Annotated in this window: 25 protein-coding genes; 10 read left to right on the forward strand and 15 right to left on the reverse strand. The window is 58.5% G+C overall.

The features are described 5' to 3' along the window. Positions 1–34 precede the first annotated feature (34 nt). On the forward strand, positions 35–904 hold the full coding sequence (locus tag AC5JQH_RS21745) for a hypothetical protein (protein ID WP_136630998.1): 870 nt from the start codon (positions 35–37) through the stop codon (positions 902–904). A 37-nt stretch (positions 905–941) separates the two neighbouring features. Here AC5JQH_RS21745 and AC5JQH_RS21750 read toward each other — a convergent pair whose 3' ends face one another. The 4 genes from AC5JQH_RS21750 to AC5JQH_RS21765 all read right to left on the reverse strand — a co-directional run bounded on the left by AC5JQH_RS21750 (position 942) and on the right by AC5JQH_RS21765 (position 4,806). Continuing rightward, positions 942–2,459 (reverse strand): hypothetical protein, encoded by a 1,518-nt coding sequence (locus tag AC5JQH_RS21750; protein WP_493806019.1) that lies wholly within the window; start codon positions 2,457–2,459, stop codon positions 942–944. Between the two features lie 108 nt (positions 2,460–2,567). Beyond that, positions 2,568–3,404 (reverse strand): aminoglycoside O-phosphotransferase APH(6)-Id, encoded by an 837-nt coding sequence (locus AC5JQH_RS21755; protein ID WP_000480968.1) that lies wholly within the window; start codon positions 3,402–3,404, stop codon positions 2,568–2,570. Next, entirely contained in the window at positions 3,404–4,207 is an 804-nt protein-coding gene (gene aph(3'')-Ib, locus AC5JQH_RS21760) for an aminoglycoside O-phosphotransferase APH(3'')-Ib (protein WP_001082319.1), read from the reverse strand. The genes AC5JQH_RS21755 and aph(3'')-Ib overlap by 1 nt, the downstream gene beginning before the upstream one ends. A gap of 65 nt (positions 4,208–4,272) precedes the next feature. Further along, a complete protein-coding gene (locus tag AC5JQH_RS21765) occupies positions 4,273–4,806 on the reverse strand; it encodes a recombinase family protein (RefSeq protein ID WP_080338127.1) in 534 nt (177 codons plus the stop codon). 48 nt (positions 4,807–4,854) lie between these two features. Between AC5JQH_RS21765 and AC5JQH_RS21770 the strand changes: the two genes are divergently transcribed. Next, positions 4,855–5,619, forward strand: coding sequence for an IS6-like element IS6100 family transposase (locus AC5JQH_RS21770; protein WP_001389365.1), 765 nt, complete (start codon positions 4,855–4,857; stop codon positions 5,617–5,619). 1,308 nt (positions 5,620–6,927) lie between these two features. Here AC5JQH_RS21770 and AC5JQH_RS21775 read toward each other — a convergent pair. Both AC5JQH_RS21775 and AC5JQH_RS21780 read right to left on the reverse strand, forming a co-directional pair. Beyond that, positions 6,928–7,257: a helix-turn-helix domain-containing protein gene (locus AC5JQH_RS21775; RefSeq protein ID WP_060733921.1), complete on the reverse strand. Its 330-nt coding sequence runs from the start codon at positions 7,255–7,257 to the stop codon at positions 6,928–6,930. Then, the gene (locus tag AC5JQH_RS21780; protein ID WP_060733920.1) at positions 7,241–7,621 is read right to left on the reverse strand and encodes a type II toxin-antitoxin system RelE/ParE family toxin; all 381 of its coding nucleotides are present in this window, start codon (positions 7,619–7,621) and stop codon (positions 7,241–7,243) included. The genes AC5JQH_RS21775 and AC5JQH_RS21780 overlap by 17 nt, the downstream gene beginning before the upstream one ends. Before the next feature lie 397 nt (positions 7,622–8,018). Here AC5JQH_RS21780 and AC5JQH_RS21785 point away from each other — a divergent pair, with 397 nt between their 5' ends. The 3 genes from AC5JQH_RS21785 (at position 8,019) to AC5JQH_RS21795 (ending at position 10,317) form a co-directional block, all read left to right on the forward strand. After that, positions 8,019–8,813: a hypothetical protein gene (locus tag AC5JQH_RS21785; protein ID WP_060734065.1), complete on the forward strand. Its 795-nt coding sequence runs from the start codon at positions 8,019–8,021 to the stop codon at positions 8,811–8,813. A 177-nt stretch (positions 8,814–8,990) separates the two neighbouring features. After that, positions 8,991–9,818: a DUF932 domain-containing protein gene (locus tag AC5JQH_RS21790; RefSeq protein WP_060733919.1), complete on the forward strand. Its 828-nt coding sequence runs from the start codon at positions 8,991–8,993 to the stop codon at positions 9,816–9,818. Between the two features lie 184 nt (positions 9,819–10,002). Beyond that, entirely contained in the window at positions 10,003–10,317 is a 315-nt protein-coding gene (locus AC5JQH_RS21795) for a TrfB-related DNA-binding protein (protein WP_063812564.1), read from the forward strand. Here AC5JQH_RS21795 and AC5JQH_RS21800 read toward each other — a convergent pair. From AC5JQH_RS21800 to AC5JQH_RS21825, 6 genes are all read right to left on the reverse strand, one after another. After that, positions 10,275–10,667, reverse strand: a complete 393-nt coding sequence (locus tag AC5JQH_RS21800; protein ID WP_411246027.1) for a recombinase family protein — start codon at positions 10,665–10,667, stop codon at positions 10,275–10,277. The genes AC5JQH_RS21795 and AC5JQH_RS21800 overlap by 43 nt on opposite strands. Positions 10,668–10,838: 171 nt before the next feature. Next, positions 10,839–11,567, reverse strand: a complete 729-nt coding sequence (istB, locus tag AC5JQH_RS21805) for an IS21-like element helper ATPase IstB (RefSeq protein WP_028657746.1) — start codon at positions 11,565–11,567, stop codon at positions 10,839–10,841. Beyond that, positions 11,554–13,083, reverse strand: a complete 1,530-nt coding sequence (istA, locus tag AC5JQH_RS21810; protein ID WP_028657747.1) for an IS21 family transposase — start codon at positions 13,081–13,083, stop codon at positions 11,554–11,556. The genes istB (AC5JQH_RS21805) and istA (AC5JQH_RS21810) overlap by 14 nt, the downstream gene beginning before the upstream one ends. Before the next feature lie 72 nt (positions 13,084–13,155). After that, on the reverse strand, positions 13,156–13,302 hold the full coding sequence (locus tag AC5JQH_RS21815; protein ID WP_411246028.1) for a recombinase family protein: 147 nt from the start codon (positions 13,300–13,302) through the stop codon (positions 13,156–13,158). A gap of 41 nt (positions 13,303–13,343) precedes the next feature. Continuing rightward, positions 13,344–14,108, reverse strand: a complete 765-nt coding sequence (locus AC5JQH_RS21820; RefSeq protein ID WP_001389365.1) for an IS6-like element IS6100 family transposase — start codon at positions 14,106–14,108, stop codon at positions 13,344–13,346. A 39-nt stretch (positions 14,109–14,147) separates the two neighbouring features. Beyond that, positions 14,148–14,510, reverse strand: a complete 363-nt coding sequence (locus tag AC5JQH_RS21825) for a hypothetical protein (RefSeq protein WP_333911836.1) — start codon at positions 14,508–14,510, stop codon at positions 14,148–14,150. A gap of 220 nt (positions 14,511–14,730) precedes the next feature. On the opposite strand from AC5JQH_RS21825, the gene AC5JQH_RS21830 reads away from it, so the two are divergent. From AC5JQH_RS21830 to AC5JQH_RS21850, 5 genes are all read left to right on the forward strand, one after another. Further along, on the forward strand, positions 14,731–15,474 hold the full coding sequence (locus AC5JQH_RS21830) for a ParA family protein (RefSeq protein WP_063812563.1): 744 nt from the start codon (positions 14,731–14,733) through the stop codon (positions 15,472–15,474). Continuing rightward, positions 15,471–16,556 (forward strand): ParB/RepB/Spo0J family partition protein, encoded by a 1,086-nt coding sequence (locus tag AC5JQH_RS21835; protein WP_060733916.1) that lies wholly within the window; start codon positions 15,471–15,473, stop codon positions 16,554–16,556. The genes AC5JQH_RS21830 and AC5JQH_RS21835 overlap by 4 nt, the downstream gene beginning before the upstream one ends. Positions 16,557–16,594: 38 nt before the next feature. Beyond that, positions 16,595–16,942, forward strand: coding sequence for a hypothetical protein (locus AC5JQH_RS21840; RefSeq protein ID WP_150126603.1), 348 nt, complete (start codon positions 16,595–16,597; stop codon positions 16,940–16,942). Next, positions 16,942–17,832, forward strand: a complete 891-nt coding sequence (locus tag AC5JQH_RS21845) for a DUF3991 and TOPRIM domain-containing protein (RefSeq protein WP_060733914.1) — start codon at positions 16,942–16,944, stop codon at positions 17,830–17,832. The genes AC5JQH_RS21840 and AC5JQH_RS21845 overlap by 1 nt, the downstream gene beginning before the upstream one ends. Positions 17,833–17,977: 145 nt before the next feature. Beyond that, positions 17,978–18,517, forward strand: a complete 540-nt coding sequence (locus AC5JQH_RS21850; protein WP_493806020.1) for a MobC family plasmid mobilization relaxosome protein — start codon at positions 17,978–17,980, stop codon at positions 18,515–18,517. Positions 18,518–18,891: 374 nt separating this feature from the next. Here the strand turns inward: AC5JQH_RS21850 and AC5JQH_RS21855 are convergent, their stop codons facing one another. From AC5JQH_RS21855 to istA (AC5JQH_RS21865), 3 genes are all read right to left on the reverse strand, one after another. After that, on the reverse strand, positions 18,892–19,272 hold the full coding sequence (locus tag AC5JQH_RS21855; protein ID WP_493806230.1) for an MFS transporter: 381 nt from the start codon (positions 19,270–19,272) through the stop codon (positions 18,892–18,894). A 65-nt stretch (positions 19,273–19,337) separates the two neighbouring features. Next, positions 19,338–20,078, reverse strand: coding sequence for an IS21-like element helper ATPase IstB (gene istB, locus AC5JQH_RS21860; RefSeq protein WP_493806021.1), 741 nt, complete (start codon positions 20,076–20,078; stop codon positions 19,338–19,340). After that, positions 20,065–21,570, reverse strand: a complete 1,506-nt coding sequence (istA, locus tag AC5JQH_RS21865) for an IS21 family transposase (RefSeq protein ID WP_493806022.1) — start codon at positions 21,568–21,570, stop codon at positions 20,065–20,067. The genes istB (AC5JQH_RS21860) and istA (AC5JQH_RS21865) overlap by 14 nt, the downstream gene beginning before the upstream one ends. Positions 21,571–21,587 lie beyond the last annotated feature (17 nt).

Below are 21,587 nucleotides of genomic sequence, written 5' to 3' on the forward strand. Positions count from 1 at the left end.
AACCTTGCAAGGTGTACTCTAATGGTGCTTACCCATGTCCGACAAGACTTCCGAAGGCGTTCCCAGCGAACTGATTGAACCGTTGCAAGCTGCCTGGCGTGAATACCAGATGGCTCGGGGTGCCGTTCGCAAAAATCTTGTCGACGATGAAAGGGCCGGTTATCAGGGCATGGCACTTGATGAAGATGGGGAACCGGCGAACCCGCACGAATTGGCATCTCAGCTTTACACTGACTGTGAGCGAGAGGAAGGCGATGATCCCAAGCGTTCAAACCATGCTTTCGGCGTCATCGTGGTTTCCACCAAAACCCAGACCTCATTTGAATACCTTAACCGAACCAAGGCCGATCTGATTGCTGTCCTTGATGACCTCAAAGGGCATCCAAAATATTCGCTCGAGTCCATAAAGGCTGCCGCCGGCCTTACCCGCATTCATTACTACAAGATCAAACGGCCGGTGAAAGGCCTCAGTGGAGAGCGACCGGAGAGTGTACGCCTATCCATTGAGCAGAAGATCGATGTGGGTAAGCGCAGTGTTGAAGAATGCATGGAGCTACTCGAGGAGTTCGACACCACGCAGATGCACATCCAGGTGCAGCTTGATGCGTTACGCCGTGTTCCCCGATCGGAACCACTGGCCTACGTCTTCGAGACCTCGAACATGCGCATTCTGGCCAACGTTTCGTTCCCGAAGGATCCCAATACCGGGCGCCGGCGGCACATGAAGCTCCGTAGCGTTATGCCTTTTTATGTGACGTCTCAAACCCCCGACTGGGCTCCCGCTATCAAGCTGCCCAGTGCAGTTCGCCTAGAAGAGAGAGTTGAGCGCAAAGAGAGAAAGGATCGGCGGATTGATCCAACGCCTTTCCTGCCAAGCATCCACGTCCATCGTTATATCGGTTGAACACGCTCCCAGGCTTTCTGGAGCATTCTCCACCTGTTTAACGTTCGCTGAGCACCCCCACTTTAAATCCCAAAGCACTCGCCTCACTCATAAATTCGTGCACCCGGGCGTTATAGACCTCCCTGAGCTTCTTGCAACTTTTTGCCTGCCCACCCGGGGCAACGTCGCGAATCCCGTCCTTCTCCAAGACGATAACTTTGCCATCACCTCGATTCGTGAACGTATCAGAAAGGGCTTGAAGCATCTCCCGCAACTCTTCGACTGACTCGTAGTAAAGACTCTCTACAAGAAACGCTGCATCAATCGGAACGGTTAAGGTCTCTTCACACTCGCAAAGGGCATAATAGAAAGAGGTCATTTCGTCAGAAACCACATCGAAGAATTCAAAATATCCATCAATGGGGAATTCGTTTTCATTATTGAGGTAGACTCCACCGAGGGTATGCTTTCTCCCACAGGTATCAACGATGACATAGTGCAGACCGAATGGATATAAGATCGGAGCGCCATACCTCTCTGCCATCCACTCTTCACCAAACCCCTCTTTCAGCTCATTTACCAGTTCGTCACGCTGCTCTTTTAAATCCGATTCCTCTTGATCCTTACTCCATGCTATACCTTCCTCCGTAACCCACTGGCGGTACTCCTCCCGACGCTCAGGAATGCTCTCCTCAAACTCCGCAAGCAAGGGTTTTGAATGAGCCTCCCAGGCTTCCTCCCACTGTATCTTGAGCTCGGCTTCGTAATCTGCCCTACTCACGTCCTCTATAAAGCAGGTGTGCTCAACCTCTTGGTCCTCATACATGTCTTCAAGAACACCTTTACCAAAGCTCACCCGATTAATCCTCAGTGATTCGGAGACCTGGATAACGGCATTGTGGCGCTCTGCTGCCCGCAATGAAGAGTTGAGCGATAGGATAGGTTCGATTGGCCTTGGTTCAAACAGCATTTCGAGAGGATCGTTCCAGAACTCTTGCTTCAACAGCCAGGCTTCAACCATCTTCTCCAGGGTTAATCGAACGCTGGGCATTCTGTAAATCCAAAGCAAAGCTGGGCCTGTAACTTCTTCAGGTACGGAATCGAAGCGCCCTTCAAAGACCAACTGCTTTAGAGTGGATAAGAATTCGGGATCTTCGAAAAGCTTTTTAATAACTCGCTCTACTCCATGGAATGCTTCATCAGAAACCGACTTCCAGATTGTCTCGGGTGCCTGGACCATGCGGTTGTCTTCGGGGCTAAGCCATGGAGATGGGATGACAGAAAAATTGATGCGGTTTTTAAGGGGGCGCCTCATGAATTCGCTCACGGATGAGCTCAGCCACGGGGTTATATCAACGAACTCGCCAGCCTCGTTATAGAGATCTCGACTCACAGCACTGCGGATAATGTTCGGGATGATCTCCGGGAGCCCGCTATCGTTCAGAGCGGATTCGATATGAGCGTATTGGTTGCTAAAAAGAGCAACAACTTCAGGAGAGTCCGCCTTATCTTCTACAGCTTTCCGGACAATCGCTTCAGCATCCAAATGTTCATGGTAGATGTTATTCAGCCCCAAGCGGGGTCGTTTGCGGGAGAGGGCGAAATCCTACGCTAAGGCTTTGGCCAACGATATTCTCCGGTAAGATTGATGTGTTCCCAGGGGATAGGAGAAGTCGCTTGATATCTAGTATGACGTCTGTCGCACCTGCTTGATCGCGGCCGCGATAGCTAGATCGCGTTGCTCCTCTTCTCCATCCGCGTTCCAAGCTGCGGAAAGGCACCCATAAGCGTACGCCTGGTCGAGCAGGCGACGCGGATCGACGTCCAGCGCACGAGAGAATGCGTCCGCCATCTGTGCAATGCGTCTAGGATCGAGACAAAGGTCGTCTCTGTCAGCCGGATCGTAGAACATATTGGCGGCGCCAAAGCCCACTTCACCGACCAGACCGACGGGATCTATCACCAGCCAGCCGCGACTGGAGAACATGATGTTTTCATGATGCAGATCGCCATGTAGCCCACGCAGTTCCGAGGCATTGCTCATCATTTGATCGGCTATAATCGCCGCGTGGACGTAGTCAGTTTGACAACCTGCGTTTTGATCATCGCGCGCCCGCTGAAACAAAGCTGCAAAGCGATCCCGGATCGGGAGAAGGGCAGAAGGCAGGGGTTCCTCAGATGCGGCATACAGCTTCGCCATTAGTTCCGCTGCAATTTCGGTCGCCTGGTAGTCGCCGTGCTCGGCAACGATGTGAGAGAGCATTCGCTCCCCGGCATATTCGAGCAACATCAGATTGTTCTCACGACCGAGCAACCGGACTGCTCCCCTCCCATTGCGCCATACCAGATAGTCGGCCCCGCGCAGTTCATCAGCAATGTCTTCTATAGGTTTCAATCCCTTGACGATTGCAGGAGTCCCGTCTGGCAATGAAACTTTCCAAACGAGGCTGGAAAAGGTGTCCGCAATGAGAACAGGTTGCGAAACGTGCCAATGAGCAGGAAAAACAGGCGGCATGAACATCAACCCCAAGTCAGAGGGTCCAATCGCAGATAGAAGGCAAGGCGTTCGCGGTCGGGGGCTTCGATCCCCAATACATTGAATAGGACAGCGAAGGCGCGCTCTGCTTCATCTGGCGCTGCCCAGTTCTCTTCGGCGTTAGCAATCATGAGTGCCAAATCGGCATAGCGATCTGCTGTTCCGAGCCGCCCAAGGTCGATCAGACCCGTGCATTGAAGAGTTTTAGGGTCCACCATGAAGTTCGGCATGCAGGGATCACCATGGCAAACAACCATATCGGTGCGCTCTTGGTCGAGCCGCACCGGTAGCTCTCGTTCGACACGAGCCAAAAGATCGAGCTGCGGCGTACTCTTGTCCTCGTCCGGTAAGAAGTCGGGATTGACGGCATTGCGGGACACCACATCAACGGCGCGTCCGAACATTCGCGACAGCCTGCGCTCAAACGGACATTGATCAACCGATAGGCTGTGAACAGCGCCAAGTTGCTGCCCCATTGACGGCCACGCTTTGAGCAAATCCGCTCCAGACAGATCAGCCGCCGGTACTCCCGGAATTGCCGTTATCACCAAGCATGCACCCTCCTGTTCCTCCTGCCAGTTGATCACCTCGGGGCAAGCCACACCTCGACCTTTGAGCCAAATGAGGCGGTCACGCTCTCCAGCGAGCTCACCGCGGCGGGAAGCAGGTGCGATTTTCGCGAAGGCATGCCCGTCACCACGTCGAAAAACAAAATCACCAGATTCTCCGCCTCTGACAGGCAACCAGTCAGAATGCGATTCACCAAAAAAAATATTAGTTCGATTCAATGGAGGTTCCTTCAGTTTTCTGATGAAGCGCGGAGGTGGCTCAACCTGCGAAAAGAAACGAGTTGCTACGTAAGTCCGAGAACATGCTTTCCATGGTCTCTGAGCTCGCCTTTGGGACCGACATATCGGTAGAGAGTGACGCGCTCGATGCCGAGTTCCTTGCAGAGATCGGAAACTGAAGTATCGCGCTGGGCCATGGCGGCTTGCGCGAGACGCACCTGAGCTTTGGTGAGCGCGAATTTTCGTCCGCCCTTGCGACCGCGCGCTCTCGCGGAGGCGAGACCCGCCATGGTGCGCTCTCGGATCAGATCCCGCTCGAACTCGGCCAAGGTGGCGAAGATTCCGAACACCATGCGACCGGACGCAGTCGTGGTGTCGATCTGAGCGCCCTTTCCAGTCAGAACCCGCAGGCCGATCTTGCGGTCTGACAGCTCCTTCACCGTGTTGACCAGATGGGCAAGCGATCGTCCGAGGCGATCGAGCTTCCAGACCACCAGCACATCGCCGTCACGCAATGACTTGAGGCAGGCAGTCAAGCCAGGGCGATCATCACGACCGCCGGAAGCAAGATCATCATAGATATTGTGGCTCTGTTGCAAAAATCGTGAAGCTTGAGCATGCTTGGCGGAGATTGGACGGACGGAACGATGACGGATTTCAAGTGGCGCCATTTCCAGGGTGATGTGATCCTGTGGGCGGTGCGCTGGTATTGTCGCTATCCGATCAGCTATCGCGACCTTGAGGAAATGCTGGCGGAACGCGGCATTTCGGTCGACCATACGACGATCTATCGCTGGGTCCAGTGCTACGCCCCGGAGATGGAGAAGCGGCTGCGCTGGTTCTGGCGGCGTGGCTTTGATCCGAGCTGGCGCCTGGATGAAACCTACGTCAAGGTGCGGGGCAAGTGGACCTACCTGTACCGGGCAGTCGACAAGCGGGGCGACACGATCGATTTCTACCTGTCGCCGACCCGCAGCGCCAAGGCAGCGAAGCGGTTCCTGGGCAAGGCCCTGCGAGGCCTGAAGCACTGGGAAAAGCCTGCCACGCTCAATACCGACAAAGCGCCGAGCTATGGTGCAGCGATCACCGAATTGAAGCGCGAAGGAAAGCTGGACCGGGAGACGGCCCACCGGCAGGTGAAGTATCTCAATAACGTGATCGAGGCCGATCACGGAAAGCTCAAGATACTGATCAAGCCGGTGCGCGGTTTCAAATCGATCCCCACGGCCTATGCCACGATCAAGGGATTCGAAGTCATGCGAGCCCTGCGCAAAGGACAGGCTCGCCCCTGGTGCCTGCAGCCCGGCATCAGGGGCGAGGTGCGCCTTGTGGAGAGAGCTTTTGGCATTGGGCCCTCGGCGCTGACGGAGGCCATGGGCATGCTCAACCACCATTTCGCAGCAGCCGCCTGATCGGCGCAGAGCGACAGCCTACCTCTGACTGCCGCCAATCTTTGCAACAGAGCCAGCCTGCGTAAGAACCCCGCTTCCGGCCTATGGCCAAGCTCAAGCCTATCCTGTGATACTTCAATTTCAAAGACCGGGATTCGAAAAAATCCAGTCACTGGAGGTGTGAATGCCAAAAAGGAACGGGCGCGGAGAAGGAATTGTCTTTGAGCTATGATTGTGTATTATTCTGAATGCTTTATTGCGAATGTGACGTAATGGTGAATTTCTCATGAAGCCTTGATGCCCCGGCAGAGGAGATATTTTCTAGTTCGTCGGTGATGGGGAGGGCATTTCTCCGCACCCAATAACGGTTGCCGCGGTTCGCAGAGCAGGGTGCAATCAGACCTTTGTTGTCATGCGATAGTTCAAACACAAAAAGGCCCGAAGGGCGGCAACCCTTCGGGCCTCGATAGTCGTGCCGATTCATGCAGGAACCGGAACCATCCAAATATAGCGAATATCGTGGCGAATTTACAGACCCATCGCGTGAGGAGCCAAGGCTTGCACCGTGCAAGGTTGTTTCAACCTTCCTCAGCCGCCAACGGGCGTAACAATCGACCTCGCCTTTCACCGTCTGGACGGCTGGTTCTGGATTTTGGGTCCACCGCGATTTAATCTTCACGCAGGGGCGGTACGCGCCGCCCCGGGGTGTGGAAACCCCTAACATGGCGGTTTGGTGCCCGCCGGCTTGGGCACCGCAATCCTTGATCCTGCGGGTCGGGGAGCCTGTGACGCATGTCCAGGCGCCTCGGTGCTAAAGGTCCAGGAGCCGTCCATGTTCGGCTTTCCAACTCCCCGACTGCGTGGATCGAGGCTCGTTTGCGGGGGCGTACCGCGGACACGGGCCTTCGGGGATGCGGCCGATGTGCCACGCGAGCGATCCTCGAGCGCAAGCTCATCAGAAGCTCGCTGAGTTGCGAGCAGTCTACGAAGCATCCTTGGTCAACCTCGCTCCTTCAGCCTGCGATAGATTGAAGCTTTGGACGAGAGCGTCACTCGGCCGGATACTCGACGTTTTAGGCGAACGTCCGCACGATCAAGCACAGAGTAAATCGGCTGGATCGAAGGTGTTAATCTGCTAGATATATGAAACGATGCTCCGGACAGTGGTCAAAATTCTGTCCGGAGCATCGGCCGGCAGAAAATTCTGCGGCTGGTGCCGTATAGGTTGCTATCTGTTGAGATCAAGATAGCAACGGATTATTACAGAAAGTAGTTGGTCGCGTTGGCGTTCCGGCTATGAAGTTGCCGATGCTATTGGAATTTCGACGCTCACAGCAGTGCTTCGATGCCCTTCCGGCGGATGACGTTCAGCAACGCCAGCGCTGGCCCTTTGGCCTGCTTGGTGCCGCGTTCGAGCTGTGAGACGTAACCAGTCGTTAGATTCAGATATTTGGCAAGCGCCGCTTGGCTAAGATGCGCTCCTTCACGCACGCTGCGGATTTCTTCCGGGCTGATCGGCGCAGCCGTGGCCAGTGTATTCGATCCCAGGTGGCGGGCGGTGATCTTCTCATAAGTGCCATCGCCCAACAGTCCGGCACCATGCAGGTCCTCCGCCGTTTCCAGCAGGGCCGTGGTCAGATTGCTAAGCTTCTTCGCCATTCTCAACCTCCTGTAGTTTGCCATCACGTACGGCTTCATCGAGGACGTGATCGCCCTGGGTCAGCAAGTCGGCGGCAATGTCTCTAAGGGTCTGCAATTCGTCGTCGTCGATGTTCTCACGTTCGTTCTTGGCAAAGCCGTAGAGAAAGAACGCCCGGTTCTCCGTTCGATAGGCCACGATCATACGAAACCCGCCTGATCGGCCTTGGCCTGGTCGAGCGACCCGTTGCTTGATGAGGCCACCACCCAGATCGGCGTCGATGATTCCGCGCTCGGCCCTTTCGATGGCTTCTTTCAAACTCGCGTCGTTGATCCGCTCGCGCCGGACAAACCGCGACACCCATTTGGTCTTGAAAATCCGCACAGCGTCATCCTATAGCACTAAATACTATAGCACATAGACGCATAGTTCAACCCCTATGGGCGCCTGCCGCTGCGCGGCACCGCGGCTCTAGTCGCTTCGCTCCCCGAGCCCGCAAGCGGTCTCGGCCTAACGGTGACGATCCGACTGGCGCGGGCGAGAACCGCTGCGCGGATCTCGCCCAGATCGATGCCGGCGCAGACGCGCCGGGGTGGGGGAAGGGGGTTCCGACCCCCTCCCCCCAGCAAGGGCGACCAGGTCGGCCGTGGCTCAGTCGCTTCGCTCCCTGCGCCCGCACCACCCGACCAGCTCGCCCTTGCCCCCCTCGCCCCCCGCTGTTCGCCACGAGGCAGGGTTGCAGGCGGGGCCTGCACCCGTGCAGCCAAGGAAGGACGCAACAATGACGAATGTCGCGCATGATGCGCTTGGTGGATTGCTGATCGACAAAGGCTTTGCCCCGAGCGACTTCGTTCTTGATCTCAATCGCAGCCTGACCGTGCCTCACAACATGGCGCTACCAGCCCCGTGGAATCTCCCGTCGCGGCTGTTCCGGTTCCCGATCGAGGTAAGCGAGGCTCGCGGTAAAGGACGACGCATCGGCCTTATGCACCCTCTGCTAGGCGAACACCCTTTCGTCCAACTCGTCGCGGCCGAGCTGGGCGCGGCGCTGGACCCGAATGGCGCCCCGAACGCCTATGGCTACAGCAAGCAACGGACGGCCCTATGGTGGCACGCCGTCGACCTCATCAGCGCAGGAAAATGGCGGGAGCTGTTGGAAACCAGGCGGTTCACCACTGACTACGATATCGCCGGCGCCGTCGTCTATGGCCTCGACTTCTCTCCGCACGATGCCGAGGCCCGTTGCGGTTATATCAGCATCACCGAGGCGCGTCAGATTATGCGCGCGATCGGCAGCGTCGAGCCCGGCGACCGTGCTGCGATCCTGCACAGCTTCTCCGCTCCAAACATCTGCCGGCAGGAGAGCGGCAAGGAACATTGGCCGATCAATTCGGCTGGGGCCTTAGACGTCGAGTCCCGTGCATGGGGGCGCATCCTTGGCATCGAGGCGGGATGGTTCAAGCACGATCGCGCCGGATTTCTAACGTGGACCGAGGCGGGCCGCGATCGATACGCAGCCGGCGAAGCGGCAACCTTCACCGAACGCAAGACCGGGCAAGTCGCCTTCGCCTTCTGAGCGAGCACGCGCGCCGATCGAATGCTACCGGAGTAAATAAAACTACATGTAGCCTTTACATCTATTGACAATTTCATTCTGCTAAGCTATTGTCCTCTCGTCGGTTTGAGGAACCGATCCGGTTCAGATGCGGCGGCAACCGCACCTAATCGGCTAACTCATGCAGGAGTTCGTCATATGCAGCTTTCCAGCCGCTTCGCTTCGCGCAGTCCCGCCCTCCGTTCTGCTCGCCCCCTCGCTGATGACGAGATCGCGCGCGTCGCGCCGTCGATCTTTGCCGTTGAACCTCATGGCAGCCGTTCGGAGCGCTACACCTATATTCCCACCATCGATGTGCTGCGGGGGTTACGCAAAGAAGGGTTTGAGCCCTTCATGGTTGTTCAGACCCGTGTTCGGAACGAGTCCAAGCGTGAACACACCAAGCACATGATCCGGTTGCGTCATGCGGACCAAATCATCGGCCGAGAGGCCAACGAAATCATCCTTCTCAATAGCCACGATGGCAGCAGCAGCTATCAGATGCTCGCCGGCATGTTTCGGTTCGTTTGTCAGAACGGTATGGTTTGCGGCGACACCCTCGCCGACTTCCGTGTCCCGCATAAGGGGGATGTGATCGGCCAGGTCATCGAAGGCGCCTTCACGGTCCTCGACAGCTTCGAGGCCGCGAACGAGCAGCGCGAGGGAATGCAGGCACTACGCCTGACCGATGGTGAGCAGGGCGCATTCGCCCGTGCGGCGCTGGCCCTCAAATACGATGCCGAGGAAGCCCCCGCTCCGATCAGCGACGCCCAGCTTTTGACGCCGCGCCGGATCGAGGATCGCGGTTCCGACCTCTGGACCACCTTCAACCGGGTTCAGGAGAACCTGACCAAGGGCGGCCTGATCGGTCGGACGCCACGCGGTCGTGCGACGCGCACCCGCCCCGTCAACGGGATCGACCAGAATGTGAAACTCAACCGCGCCTTGTGGGTGTTGGCTGATGAACTGCGCCGCCTGCGGGCCTAACCGTCTGCCGGGTGTGGCCTCGGCTACACCCGGTCCGAAGAATCAAACAGCCGATTTTAGGAGGCTATGGCGCGAAGGGGCGTGAGCCAAGGCTGTCATCTCGTCAACAATGGCGTATGCTTCGTTTACATCTCTTGACATAATCGAGAGTGAGCAAGGGATACGAATGGCGAGCGGTTCAAGCATGACAGCAGAGGAGTTCGACGCGCTGCGTCCGTTGGTGGGACGGCTCGCGCTCGATACCGTCGAGATCGCCCGTGCGGTCTTGGTGGACGGTATGAAGACCTCCGAAGCCGCGAACCGATACGGTATGACGAGGCAGCGCGTGCATGGGATCGTGCAGCGCTTCCGCGCTGCGGCCCAAGAGGTTCCGACAGGCTGGCGGCGCATCGAGATATGGTTGCCGCCCGAACTGGCGGTACAAGTCGAGGCGATGGCCGAAAAAGCGCGTGCCGATTACGCCGCCGGCGCTTCCAAGGGCAGCTCCGGATCGGCATAGACCCCGTTCGGACTTGGCCGCTGGTTTACCGGGAAATATCCGTAGAGCGTGGCCGGGCTGACCTTGAGTCGTCGCGCGGTTTCCGCGAATGACACCGGCGGATCGGCTGATAGCATCGCCCGCGCAACTACCAAATCCTTGTCCGTAAGCTTGCGTGGCCGCCCACCCTTTCTTCCTCGGGCACGTGCCGCCTCGAGGCCGGCTTTCGTCCGATCGCGGATAACGTCGCGCTCGAACTCGGCCAGTGCTCCGAATAGGTTGAATGTCAGCCGGCCCGCGCTTGTGGTCGTGTCGATCGTCTCGCTCAGCGAGCGTAATTCAATCCCGCGCTTGCGCAGACTCTCTGTCAATCGGCGTCCAAACGGGACCCACTATCGGCGTGCAAAAGGGTACCACCTGTCGCGATGGCGTGGCGTTGATATGGGGCGCGGATTTCGCGCTGGCGCTGGCGTAGGGAGGGCGTAGCCCGACCGGAGGCAGCGCCAGCGCGAAGCAAATTTTTGTCGGGGTTTGGGGCCGGGTCAGTTGCGGTGTTTGAAGCGCCAGCTGTCGTTGCCGGTCTCGATGATATCGCAATGATGTGTGGTGCGGTCGAGCAGCGCGGTGGTCATTTTGGGGTCACCGAACACCGTGGGCCACTCGCCGAATGCCAGGTTGGTGGTGATGATCACCGAGGTCGTTTCGTAAAGCTTGCTCATCAGGTGGAACAAGAGCTGGCCGCCGGAACGGGCGAACGGCAGGTAACCCAGTTCATCGAGTACGACGAGTTCGATGCGGCTCAACTGGGCAGCGAGAGCGCCGGCCTTGCCGATGCGCGCTTCATCCTCGAGCCGGGTGACCAGATCGACGGTGTTGAAGTAGCGGCCACGCGCGCCGGCGCGAACCACGTTGGCGGCAATGGCGATGGCGAGGTGCGTCTTGCCGGTTCCGGTGCCGCCGACCAGCACGATGTTGCGCCTGCCGGGCAGGAATGATCCGGCGTGCAACGCGCGGACCAGGTCCTCGTTGATCGGTGTGCCGTCGAACACGAAGGCATCGAGGTCCTTGATCACCGGCAGCTTGGCGGCGCTCATGCGGTAGCGGATCGAGGCGGCATGACGATGCGCGGCTTCGGCGCGCAACAGATCGGTGAGGATCTCTGGCGTGGTGCGCTGGCGTTGGATGCCGGTGGTCACCGCCTCGTCGAAGGCCCCCGCCATGCCCTTGAGACCCAGAGCCCGCATCGCATCGATCATCTCATGCCGCTGCATTGTGGCCTCGCACCGCTTCACCCTTCAACGTGTCATAGATCGCGCAATCGGCGCGGGGCGGATGCTTGAGCTTGAGATCGACCACGACACTCAGCGGCTGATCCGGTGGTGGTTCGCGGCGGCGCGCCAGGATGTTGAGGATCACTTCGTCGCTGGCAGCGCCGGTATCGAATGCTTCGTTGATCGCGGCCTCTACCGCGTCCAGTCCATCGGTGGATATGGCGGCCAGAACCCGCACAAACCGGCGATCGGCTTCGTCGCTGCTGCCCAGCTTGCGTCGCAATCGCGCCAGCGCAGGCGGCAGAACCCAGTCCTGGAATGGCGCGCCATTACGCAGTGCGCCCGGCTTGTGCACCAGCACCGGCAGATAGTGCCAGGGGTCGTAAATCGTGCGGTCGCGCCCGAAGTGGCGCGTGTGTTCGGCGACAACCTCGTCCCCCATCCGCACGACGATTCGGTCAGCATAGGCGCGCACTTGGACCGCGCACCGCGCCGCCTTGGCCATGACCGAATAGCGGTTGCGGTCAAAGCTGATCAGGCAGGTGCCGGTAACCGCATGGGTGGTCTCGTGGAAGCCGTCGAACGGCGCCAGCATCGGCTGCAGCGCGGGCCGCTCAGCCTCCAGCACCTGCGCAACGGTCATGTCCTTTTGCTCGGGGTGTGGGTGCATCGCCGCCCAGCGCAGGCACTCGGCCTCGAGCCACCCGTTCAGTTCCTCAACGCTGGCAAACTTCAGCCGGGGCTGGAAAAAGCGACCACGGATCGTCTGGACCTGGTTCTCGACCTGACCTTTCTCCCACCCGGCCGCTGGCGAACAAGCCGTGGGCTCGACCATGTAATGATCGGCCATGATCAGAAACCGGCGGTTGAACACCCGCTCCTTGCCGACGAACACCGTCGTCACCGCGGTCTTCATGTTGTCGTAGATGCCCCGCAGCGGCACCCCGCCAAAGAACGCAAATGCACGGGCATGCGCGTCGAACACCATCTCTTGCGTCTCGCGCGGATAGGCCCGGACATAGACCGCCCGCGACGCGCACAGCCGCATATGCGCCACCTTCACACGCATCGGCTTGCCGGCGATCTCCACGTCCTCGTGGCTCCAGTCGAACTGGTACGCCTCGCCGGGCTTGAACAGCAGCGGAATGAAGGCAGACATATCACCGCCAGGATCTTTGCGGCGGGCATCCGCCCAATGCCGTGCGTAGCGGCGCACCGCATCATACGAGCCCTCAAAACCTTCCCGACGCAGCAAATCGTGGATCCGCGTCATCCGAAGGCGGTCGCGCCGATGCCGCGCCTCGTTCTCGCTCAGCAGTATATCGAGCCGTTCCTGAAACGGGCCGAGCCGCGGCCGAGGCTGAACCGTGCGGTGATAGTCAAACGCTCCTTCAGGCGCATTGATCGCCTTGCGCACAACCTTGCGCGACAGCCGCAAATCCCGCGCAATCTCACGGATCCCCTTGCCGCCCGCATGCTCGCGCCTGATCCGCACAACTGTCTCCACAACCAACATCCCGATCTCGCCACCTGGAAAACCAGATCGCTGCCTAAACCATCGGAATGGTGGTTCCCTTTTGGACGCCGATCACCCCGCTATCCGGGCCCTTTTTGCACGCCGATCCACACTCTCGACCGTTTCGATGAGTTGGGTCAGTGAACGTGCGAGGCGATCCAACTTCCAAACGACGAGAGTGTCACCTTCGCGCATATAGTCGAGGGGGCTCTGTTGCAAAGATTGGCGGCAGTCAGAGGTAGGCTGTCGCTCTGCGCCGATCAGGCGGCTGCTGCGAAATGGTGGTTGAGCATGCCCATGGCCTCCGTCAGCGCCGAGGGCCCAATGCCAAAAGCTCTCTCCACAAGGCGCACCTCGCCCCTGATGCCGGGCTGCAGGCACCAGGGGCGAGCCTGTCCTTTGCGCAGGGCTCGCATGACTTCGAATCCCTTGATCGTGGCATAGGCCGTGGGGATCGATTTGAAACCGCGCACCGGCTTGATCAGTATCTTGAGCTTTCCGTGATCGGCCTCGATCACGTTATTGAGATACTTCACCTGCCGGTGGGCCGTCTCCCGGTCCAGCTTTCCTTCGCGCTTCAATTCGGTGATCGCTGCACCATAGCTCGGCGCTTTGTCGGTATTGAGCGTGGCAGGCTTTTCCCAGTGCTTCAGGCCTCGCAGGGCCTTGCCCAGGAACCGCTTCGCTGCCTTGGCGCTGCGGGTCGGCGACAGGTAGAAATCGATCGTGTCGCCCCGCTTGTCGACTGCCCGGTACAGGTAGGTCCACTTGCCCCGCACCTTGACGTAGGTTTCATCCAGGCGCCAGCTCGGATCAAAGCCACGCCGCCAGAACCAGCGCAGCCGCTTCTCCATCTCCGGGGCGTAGCACTGGACCCAGCGATAGATCGTCGTATGGTCGACCGAAATGCCGCGTTCCGCCAGCATTTCCTCAAGGTCGCGATAGCTGATCGGATAGCGACAATACCAGCGCACCGCCCACAGGATCACATCACCCTGGAAATGGCGCCACTTGAAATCCGTCATCGTTCCGTCCGTCCAATCTCCGCCAAGCATGCTCAAGCTTCACGATTTTTGCAACAGAGCCAGAATAGTAATTTCGTCGACTAAAAGGGTTAGCCGTTCAGAGGTGAGGCAAATGTGAAAGGGCGCGACTTTATCAAGATTAAAGATTAATCTTGTGGTAGCCGCTCGGGCGGCTGGCATATCAAGTGCTGTGGCAATGGCCCCAAGCCTGCTAGCACACTCGCGCATCTCACGAAATCGATCGATTTCCAGCAAGCCGAAGCGTTGGCTTTCAATGGCTTCGCGTCGCATGAGGACTAAATGCTTATGCGCGCCAGCGAGATAGGTAAGGGAGGCCAGCAGATGATGAACGTCGATCCGAATCATGTTCCTGCGGCCCGATTTATGAGGGTTGGCGTTCACACCCGCTCATCAAACGCTATGAGGATGCGCTGTCTCAGTGCAAGAAGGTAGACGGCTTGCACGGTGCAAGACGAAGTAAATAAATAGCATGGGCGCCTTTACAAACGTTGACATTTCGACGCCGTAGACTTAGTGTGACCGTGTCGGCTCAGGTGGGTCGGCCCGGCTTCATAGCGGCGGCAACCGCTGTGACGACGGTTAGTCCATGCAGGGACGTAATATGAAAACACTAGTAGTCATGAACGAGAAAGGCGGTGTCGGAAAGACCAATATCGTCGCTCATGCGGGATGGTATTTTTCTGAACACCTACGCACTCTAGTGATCGACCTCGACCAGCAAGCCAATCTCACGAGAACGCTAGGCGCGCATGTCGGCCGCATCGAAAGCGTCAGCTTGTTCGAAGAGCCCACGAAAATTCCAAGTGTCGGATCGCTGACCGTAACACGCTCGACTCGCGATCTCCTGGGCGTGGAGGGAGCTGGCCGCGACTGTATCGAAACGTTCCGTGATAGCTTGACGCTTAATGCCGACGATTACGATGTATGCGTGATCGACACGCCCCCAGCCCTTACCAATCGGACTTTCGGTGCCTTGCTCGCGGCAGATGCCGTGATCGCACCGATCGGCATGAACGATTATTCCATTCAAGGTGTGACCGAGCTTCTGCGTGCCATGAAGGGTGTTGCACAACACTATCGGCGCCCCGCACACCTCTTTCTTGGGCTCTTGCCGTCGATCTACGACCGCAAGAGCCGCCGTGAACGTGAGCTATTCGAGAGCCTAGCTGGAGAAGTCGGCAAGCTTCTTTTTCCAGGTGTTGTTGCCAAGCGCGATCTCTACTCCCGGTCAGCAGGAGAGAGTGAGCCCGTGTGGAACATGAAAGGAGCATCCGCGCGCGACGCGGGGGATGAAATCCGCGGTGTCTTTGCGACGATCGCGCATAAGATGGAGTTGGGCGAATGAGCAATCAACACAACAAGAGCGCGAAGCCACGCGCATCATTCGCAGCATCATCCTTCGGCAACCTACGTGCTGCCACCGGTGAGGGGCAAGGTGAAGCGCTCCGTATCCTTCTTGCCGATATAGACGAGGACCCGAACCAGCCGCGTAGGAGCTTCGATCAGGCGGAGCTTGAGAGCCTGGCTGAGTCTATCAAACTCAAAGGTGTGGTACAGCCTATCGTTGTCCGGCCTCCGGTGGATGGACGCTATATGCTGGCATTCGGTGCGCGCCGATATCGTGCTTCTAAGCTCGCAGGTGCTGCGGATATTCCAGCGATTGTCCGGGCCGCGAGCGATGATGATTATGCTGCTCAGGTGATCGAGAATCAGCAGCGTGCGAACCTGAGCAACAATGAACTTGCCACAGCCATCGAACAGCTTTCAGCGGCTGGCCACAACAACAAGCAGATCGGCACCATCTGCAACCTGAAAGATTATCAGGTCGCGGCGTTCAAACAGGTCGGCAAGTTCCCCGATGAGTTGCGCGAACGGCTCGATAACGCCGACATTCGGGCACTCTACGATCTATTCCGGCAGTGGGGTAAGACGCCCGCGGAGATCATTGACGCCCTGCCCGACGCTGAAACCTTCATCACCATCACCGAGGCGCGGCGGATCATCGGCAGCATCACGGGCAAGCCGACCGGCAGCATCGTTTTGGATCTAGTGATCCCAGCGCCGCCCCCTGCCCCGATTCCCTCCGCTGCTCTACCCCCAGTTCACGACGGTAAACCACAGGAGGTTGAAGAGCGCGCCCCTGCCCCGACGCGCCAGTCTTCGGAGCCTTTGCACCGTGCAAGCCCTCCCCCTGCCCCTCCGCAACGGTCAATCGAAGCGGAGTGGGATGCGCGCCGGGAGGCAGCGCAGGTTTCTACCTCGACCAAGATCGATACGCCCGTTTTTATTGTGAAGGTCGGCGATGGTGAGACTGGGCAGCTCGTGCTGGACCGTCGCAGCGAGCGCGAGGGGTGGGCGCTTGTCTCCTATACAACCGGCATCGAGGAGGTTGAGGCTTCCGAGCTGCGGATTGTCCGCATCGAGTAGCAGGAGGACGGACAGCTATGACCGATAGAGGATCTAGCTTGTCCATCCGCCGTCCCGCCGCTCTGGCGGGACGGTTTCTCTTCGGTGTGGTGCGGATATGCTGGGGGGTGATCTGCTTCCTGTTTTGGGGGCTCATTATCCTCACAATTCCGTTCGCGCGCCTGCTCATCCTCCTACCGCTCTCGTTCACGATCATCGGAAGCGCTGGCGCTGCGGTCTTCTTCGCCTGGCAGGGCGCATGGGCCGACGCCGGGTCGGCCGCGCTGATATCGTTCGTCGCAGCGCTCTTGTTCGGCGGCTACAGCTATTGCGCCGAAAAGATGGACCCCACCGTTGGCATGATGCCGCCGTTCGCGTTCTGGCGATCTGACTGGCGGTACGACTGATGCACGACGACGAGCTGGACGATCTGCGCGCGCGTGTCGATTGCCGAGCGGTCTTAGAGAAAGCCGGTTGGGAGCTGGATGCGGCCGAGAGCACCGCTCATGCCGTGAAGTATCGCGGCGGCTCCGCAGCGATTGTCATCGTAACCCATGAGGGCAAAGGCTGGTTCGATCCACTCAACGACACACGCGGCGACGTTCTTGCTCTCGCTCAGCGCCTGTGGGGTGGCACATTGGGCCACGCTCGCAAAGCACTTCGGCCCCTTGCCGGCCTTTCGCCCCAGATGCGACCGAGCCAACGGGAGAAGCGCCCGCCTACACCGCTCGACGCACCTAAGACATGGTCACGCGCCCATCAGCTCAAGCCAGGATCCCAGGGGTGGACGTATCTGACTGGTAAGCGCGGTCTACCAGCGGCGACAATCGAACGCGCGTTGAGTGCGGACCTGCTGCGCGAAGGCATCTATGGTACAGTGTGGGCGCTCCACCGCGATAGTGCAGGCTGTGCCTGTGGCTGGGAGATGCGCGGACCGCAGTACAAGGGGTTCGCGAAGGGCGGCGACAAGGCGTTGTTCTGGATCGGAGAGTTGGCAAGCGCCCAGCGGATTGCCGTGACCGAAAGCTGGATCGATGCATTGAGCCTCGCAACTTTGGAGACATGGCCAGACGGAACGGCCTATATCTCGACAGGCGGTGGCTTCGGGCCGGGCACCGCTGACGTGCTTCGTGAGCTGTTGCCGAGAACGGCGCGGCTGGTGGCGGCTACAGATCAAGGTAAGGGTGGAGAGTTGCTGTCCGATCGCCTGCACGAGCTGGCCGCAACCGTCTGCGCTGGCTTCGGTAGGTTGCGGCCGACGGCAAAGGATTGGAACGCCCAGCTCACCAAGAGCTGACAGGCAGTCTTGCACCGTGCAAGATCACCGAGCGCATAGCCCCTCCCCTCCTCTTGCCCACGAGGACCAAGGCGAAGAACGAAGTTCTTTGTCTTGGGACTAGGGCAGGATATGTTTGATGGGAGCAGTGTATTACAGTGGCCCCATGAGCGGACGGAACGGACAGGAGCTTTTATCAACGTGGGTGCCGGCGGACGTGGCTGCGGCCTTTAAAGCGCACGCCCGCGGAACGGACGGCGGCACGTCGGCCGCGTTGCGTCGCCTTGTTTACGAGGCGACGACGGGGCTCGCTCCAGCCGCGCCAAGAGGAGCTGGAACCGGCACGCAGGTTGGGGTTCGTTTAAAGCCTGAAGAACGCACCGCACTGGCCGAGGCGGCACGTTCGCGCGGGACGAGTCCGGCAAATTGGCTGCGTTCGTTGGCGATCGTTCATTTGATGCGACAACCACAGTGGAACACGGCCGAAATCGAGGAACTGCGGCTGCTGTTTCGTGAGGTTCGCGCGATCGGGAACAACGTCAACCAGATCGCGCATGCTCTCAACATTGCCGTTCAGACTGGCAAATATCCGCCCTATCAGGGGGCGGCAGCTCGAGAAGCGGCAGAGCTGTTGCGCCTCGAAATGCGTCGCATCGTGGCGGTGATGACGGGCAACTTCGAATATTGGGGAATGCCCGACAAGTAGACGGCCGACAGATTTAGTCGACAGGCGGGGCCGTAAGCTCAAGGAGCATCAATTGCTACGCGGAAACGGCTAATTTATGGCCGTGAAGAAAGGGTTGCTGTGTCAAGCTACGCTTTGCATCCCGCTTTCGCGAGATGAATGGTTTGCGCTTTCTTGTTGCCGCAGGGCTCGCATGGCCAACTCGATATGTTCGATCGCTTTGGCATATTGAGGTGACTCCAGTAAGGCCAGGACCTCCCGTAGCAAAGAGAACGCCACGGAGAGGTCATTTATTTCCGGTTCCATACCCTTCACTCATTTATCTATTCACGTCGGCAGCTACAGCTATTTTATGTAGACGCCATAACCCGTAGATAAAGCCTTTGTCGGCTGGCTTAACCTTCGACCGTGCGATCGAAAGTTCGACGCATCAATCCAAGGCCAACTGCGGCGATCAAGGCGCAACCCAACGCGAACGCACATACGCCCACCCAAGACCAAGACGCCCACATAAATCCCCCGGCGGCACTTCCAACGGCACCCCCCGCGAATGTGAACGCCATATAAACAGTGTTAACGCGACTGCGCACTTCCTCGCCAATAGCAAAAATTCGGGCTTGATTTGCGATCTGACCGGTCGAAAGAGAGAAGCTTACAAGATTAGCTCCGACGACCAAGGCGATATAACTGTCGCGAAGAGCTAATACGATGATGAATGAGAATGCAGTCAACGCTATCGAGAATGCATTCACCCTATCATAGCCAAACCGATCTATAAGTTGTCAATGGCCATTTATTTTGACCCACCTTTGGCCAATAAAATTGACCCACCTTTCATAGTCTAGCCTGTAACTTTCTGCTTCAGTCGATAGCTTTCTCCTCCCAACATAAAGATGTGTGAATGGTGGATAACCCGGTCAATGATCGGCACCGCCACGTTGTCGTCGTGGAAGAACTCGCCCCAACTGGTGAAGTCCTTGTTCGTGGTCAGGATGATGGACCGGTATTCGTACAGACTGTTGATCAACTGGAACAGGTTGTAGCGGGCCTGCCGGGTCATGGGCAGGTAGCCCAGCTCATCGATGATCAGCAGGTCGTACTTGGCCAACTGGCTGACCCGCTTTTTCAGTTCCCCTTTCATCTCGGCCAGTTCCAGTTCTTCCACCAGATCCAGGGCGTTGCGGAACAACACCCGGTAGCCGGCTTCCACGGCTTTGTAGCCAATGCCGATGGCCAGGTGGGTCTTGCCTACACCGGGCGGGCCGATGAACACCAGGTTGTTCCGTTCGTCGATGAACTGGAAGTCCAGCAAGGCATTTACCTGACGTTTGGTAATGGTGGTCTGGTGCCGGTAGTCGAAGCCCTCCAGGCGCTTATCGGCGGGGAACGCAGCCATCTTCCGGTTCCGGCGGATACGCTTGTCCTGGCGCTGGATCAGTTCGTGTTCGGCAAGCCGGTCCGCGAAGCTCAGATAGGACATCTCGTTGGCTTCAGCCTCGGCCAGCAGGTTGGTCAGTTCGTCGGCGGCCGCGCTCAGGCGCAGACTGCGGTAACGGGACACGGTCTGTTCAAGCTGGCTCATGGGTCACCCCCTGGCCACTGGAGTGGCCAATACGGCGATAAGCACTCAGATCCAGTGCTTGCTTGGGTTCTGGCAGCGGTTCCGGCTGCCGTTCCCGCAGCGTAGCTGCCTGGGCTGCTTCCAGATAACTTTGCAGCCGTGTGGCGGTCATGCCGGGACGCTCTGCGAGAGTCGTGAGCAACACCGGATCCACCGGCGCATGGCGCTTGAGCAGATCACGGGTAGCCACTAACTGATCCTTGTAGATCTTGGGCTCGGAACACTTGAGCTGCTGGCACAACCGTTGCCCGATTTCGCTACCGATCATCTCATTGATCTTGCTCTCAAGGGTGGTCACCCGCTGGGCATGATCGCGGTAGTGATGGGTGTTCTTGAACACTTTGCCCTTGTCTGAACACAGCGCATGGCTAGCGATGACGTCGCCTGTGTTCAGGTCGCTGATGTGGAGTTGGCCGCCGGACTCCAGAACACCCACTCGGGCCTGTTGCCAGGCCATGGGCACAGAGTACTTGTTGGCCTTCCAGGCGATCAGGCCGGTCTTGTCGGCCCGCCGTGTCTCGTGGGCTACAGGCTGCACGCAAGCTGGTGACAGGTAAGCCTCCAGATGTTCTCGCTCATCCCGTTCGAAGCGTTCCCGGGGTGGTTCGCCGGTAGTGCCATGGATCCGGACATTGGCCACGCTTTCAACCCAGTCCTGCACGTGCTGACGCACGTGTTCGTGATCCCGGAAGACCTCACCGTAGAGGCAATCCTGCTTGACGTACTTCACGCCGGCTTCCACCTTGCCCTTGCTCTCCGGGTCGTAGCCTTCGCAGGCATGGATCCGGAACCCGGCCGTGGTGGCATATCCATGGAACTGTTGGTTGAGGGTCAACTCCCGGTACTGTTCGTTGATTACCACCAGCTTGGTCTGATCGTAAACGCACTCCTCCGGCAGGCCACCGAAGTAACGCAGGGCTTCGTCATGGAGTTGGATAAAGGTCTGGGTGTCCAGTGGGCGGAAGGCCAGGCCCACGTACATCAACCGCGAGTAAGACAGCACGAACACCACAAAATGCAGCGTGCGTTCTTCGCCACCGATCAGCACGCCGCGCAACTCACCGGGGTCCACCTGGCACTGAACACCCGGCACATCGTCCAGAATGGGTTCGTAGTAGCGCATCTGGGCCGAGGCCACTTCCTCCTTGAGTGCTCGCACATAACGGCGAATGGAGCGATCTGAGGCCGGTAAGTCGCCGACCTTTGCCTGAAGCTTACGGGCAATCTTGACGGCGCTGAGCTTGGGAAATTGCTTGAGCAAATGCACCAGGTAATCCCGGTGATCGTCGAGGCGCTTGCTCCGCGAGGGATCTGCAAACCGTTCCGAAATCGCATCTACCTCCATCCGCAAATATTTACGAACGGTATTCCGGGACAAGCCCAGTTCCTGACTGATGGCGCGGATCGACAGCCCTTTGCCGTTATCGTGCAGTGCCTTGATCTTGTGTATCACAACCCACTCCTTCACTG

The sequence above is a fragment of the Marinobacter sp. H13 genome (assembly GCF_059072335.1).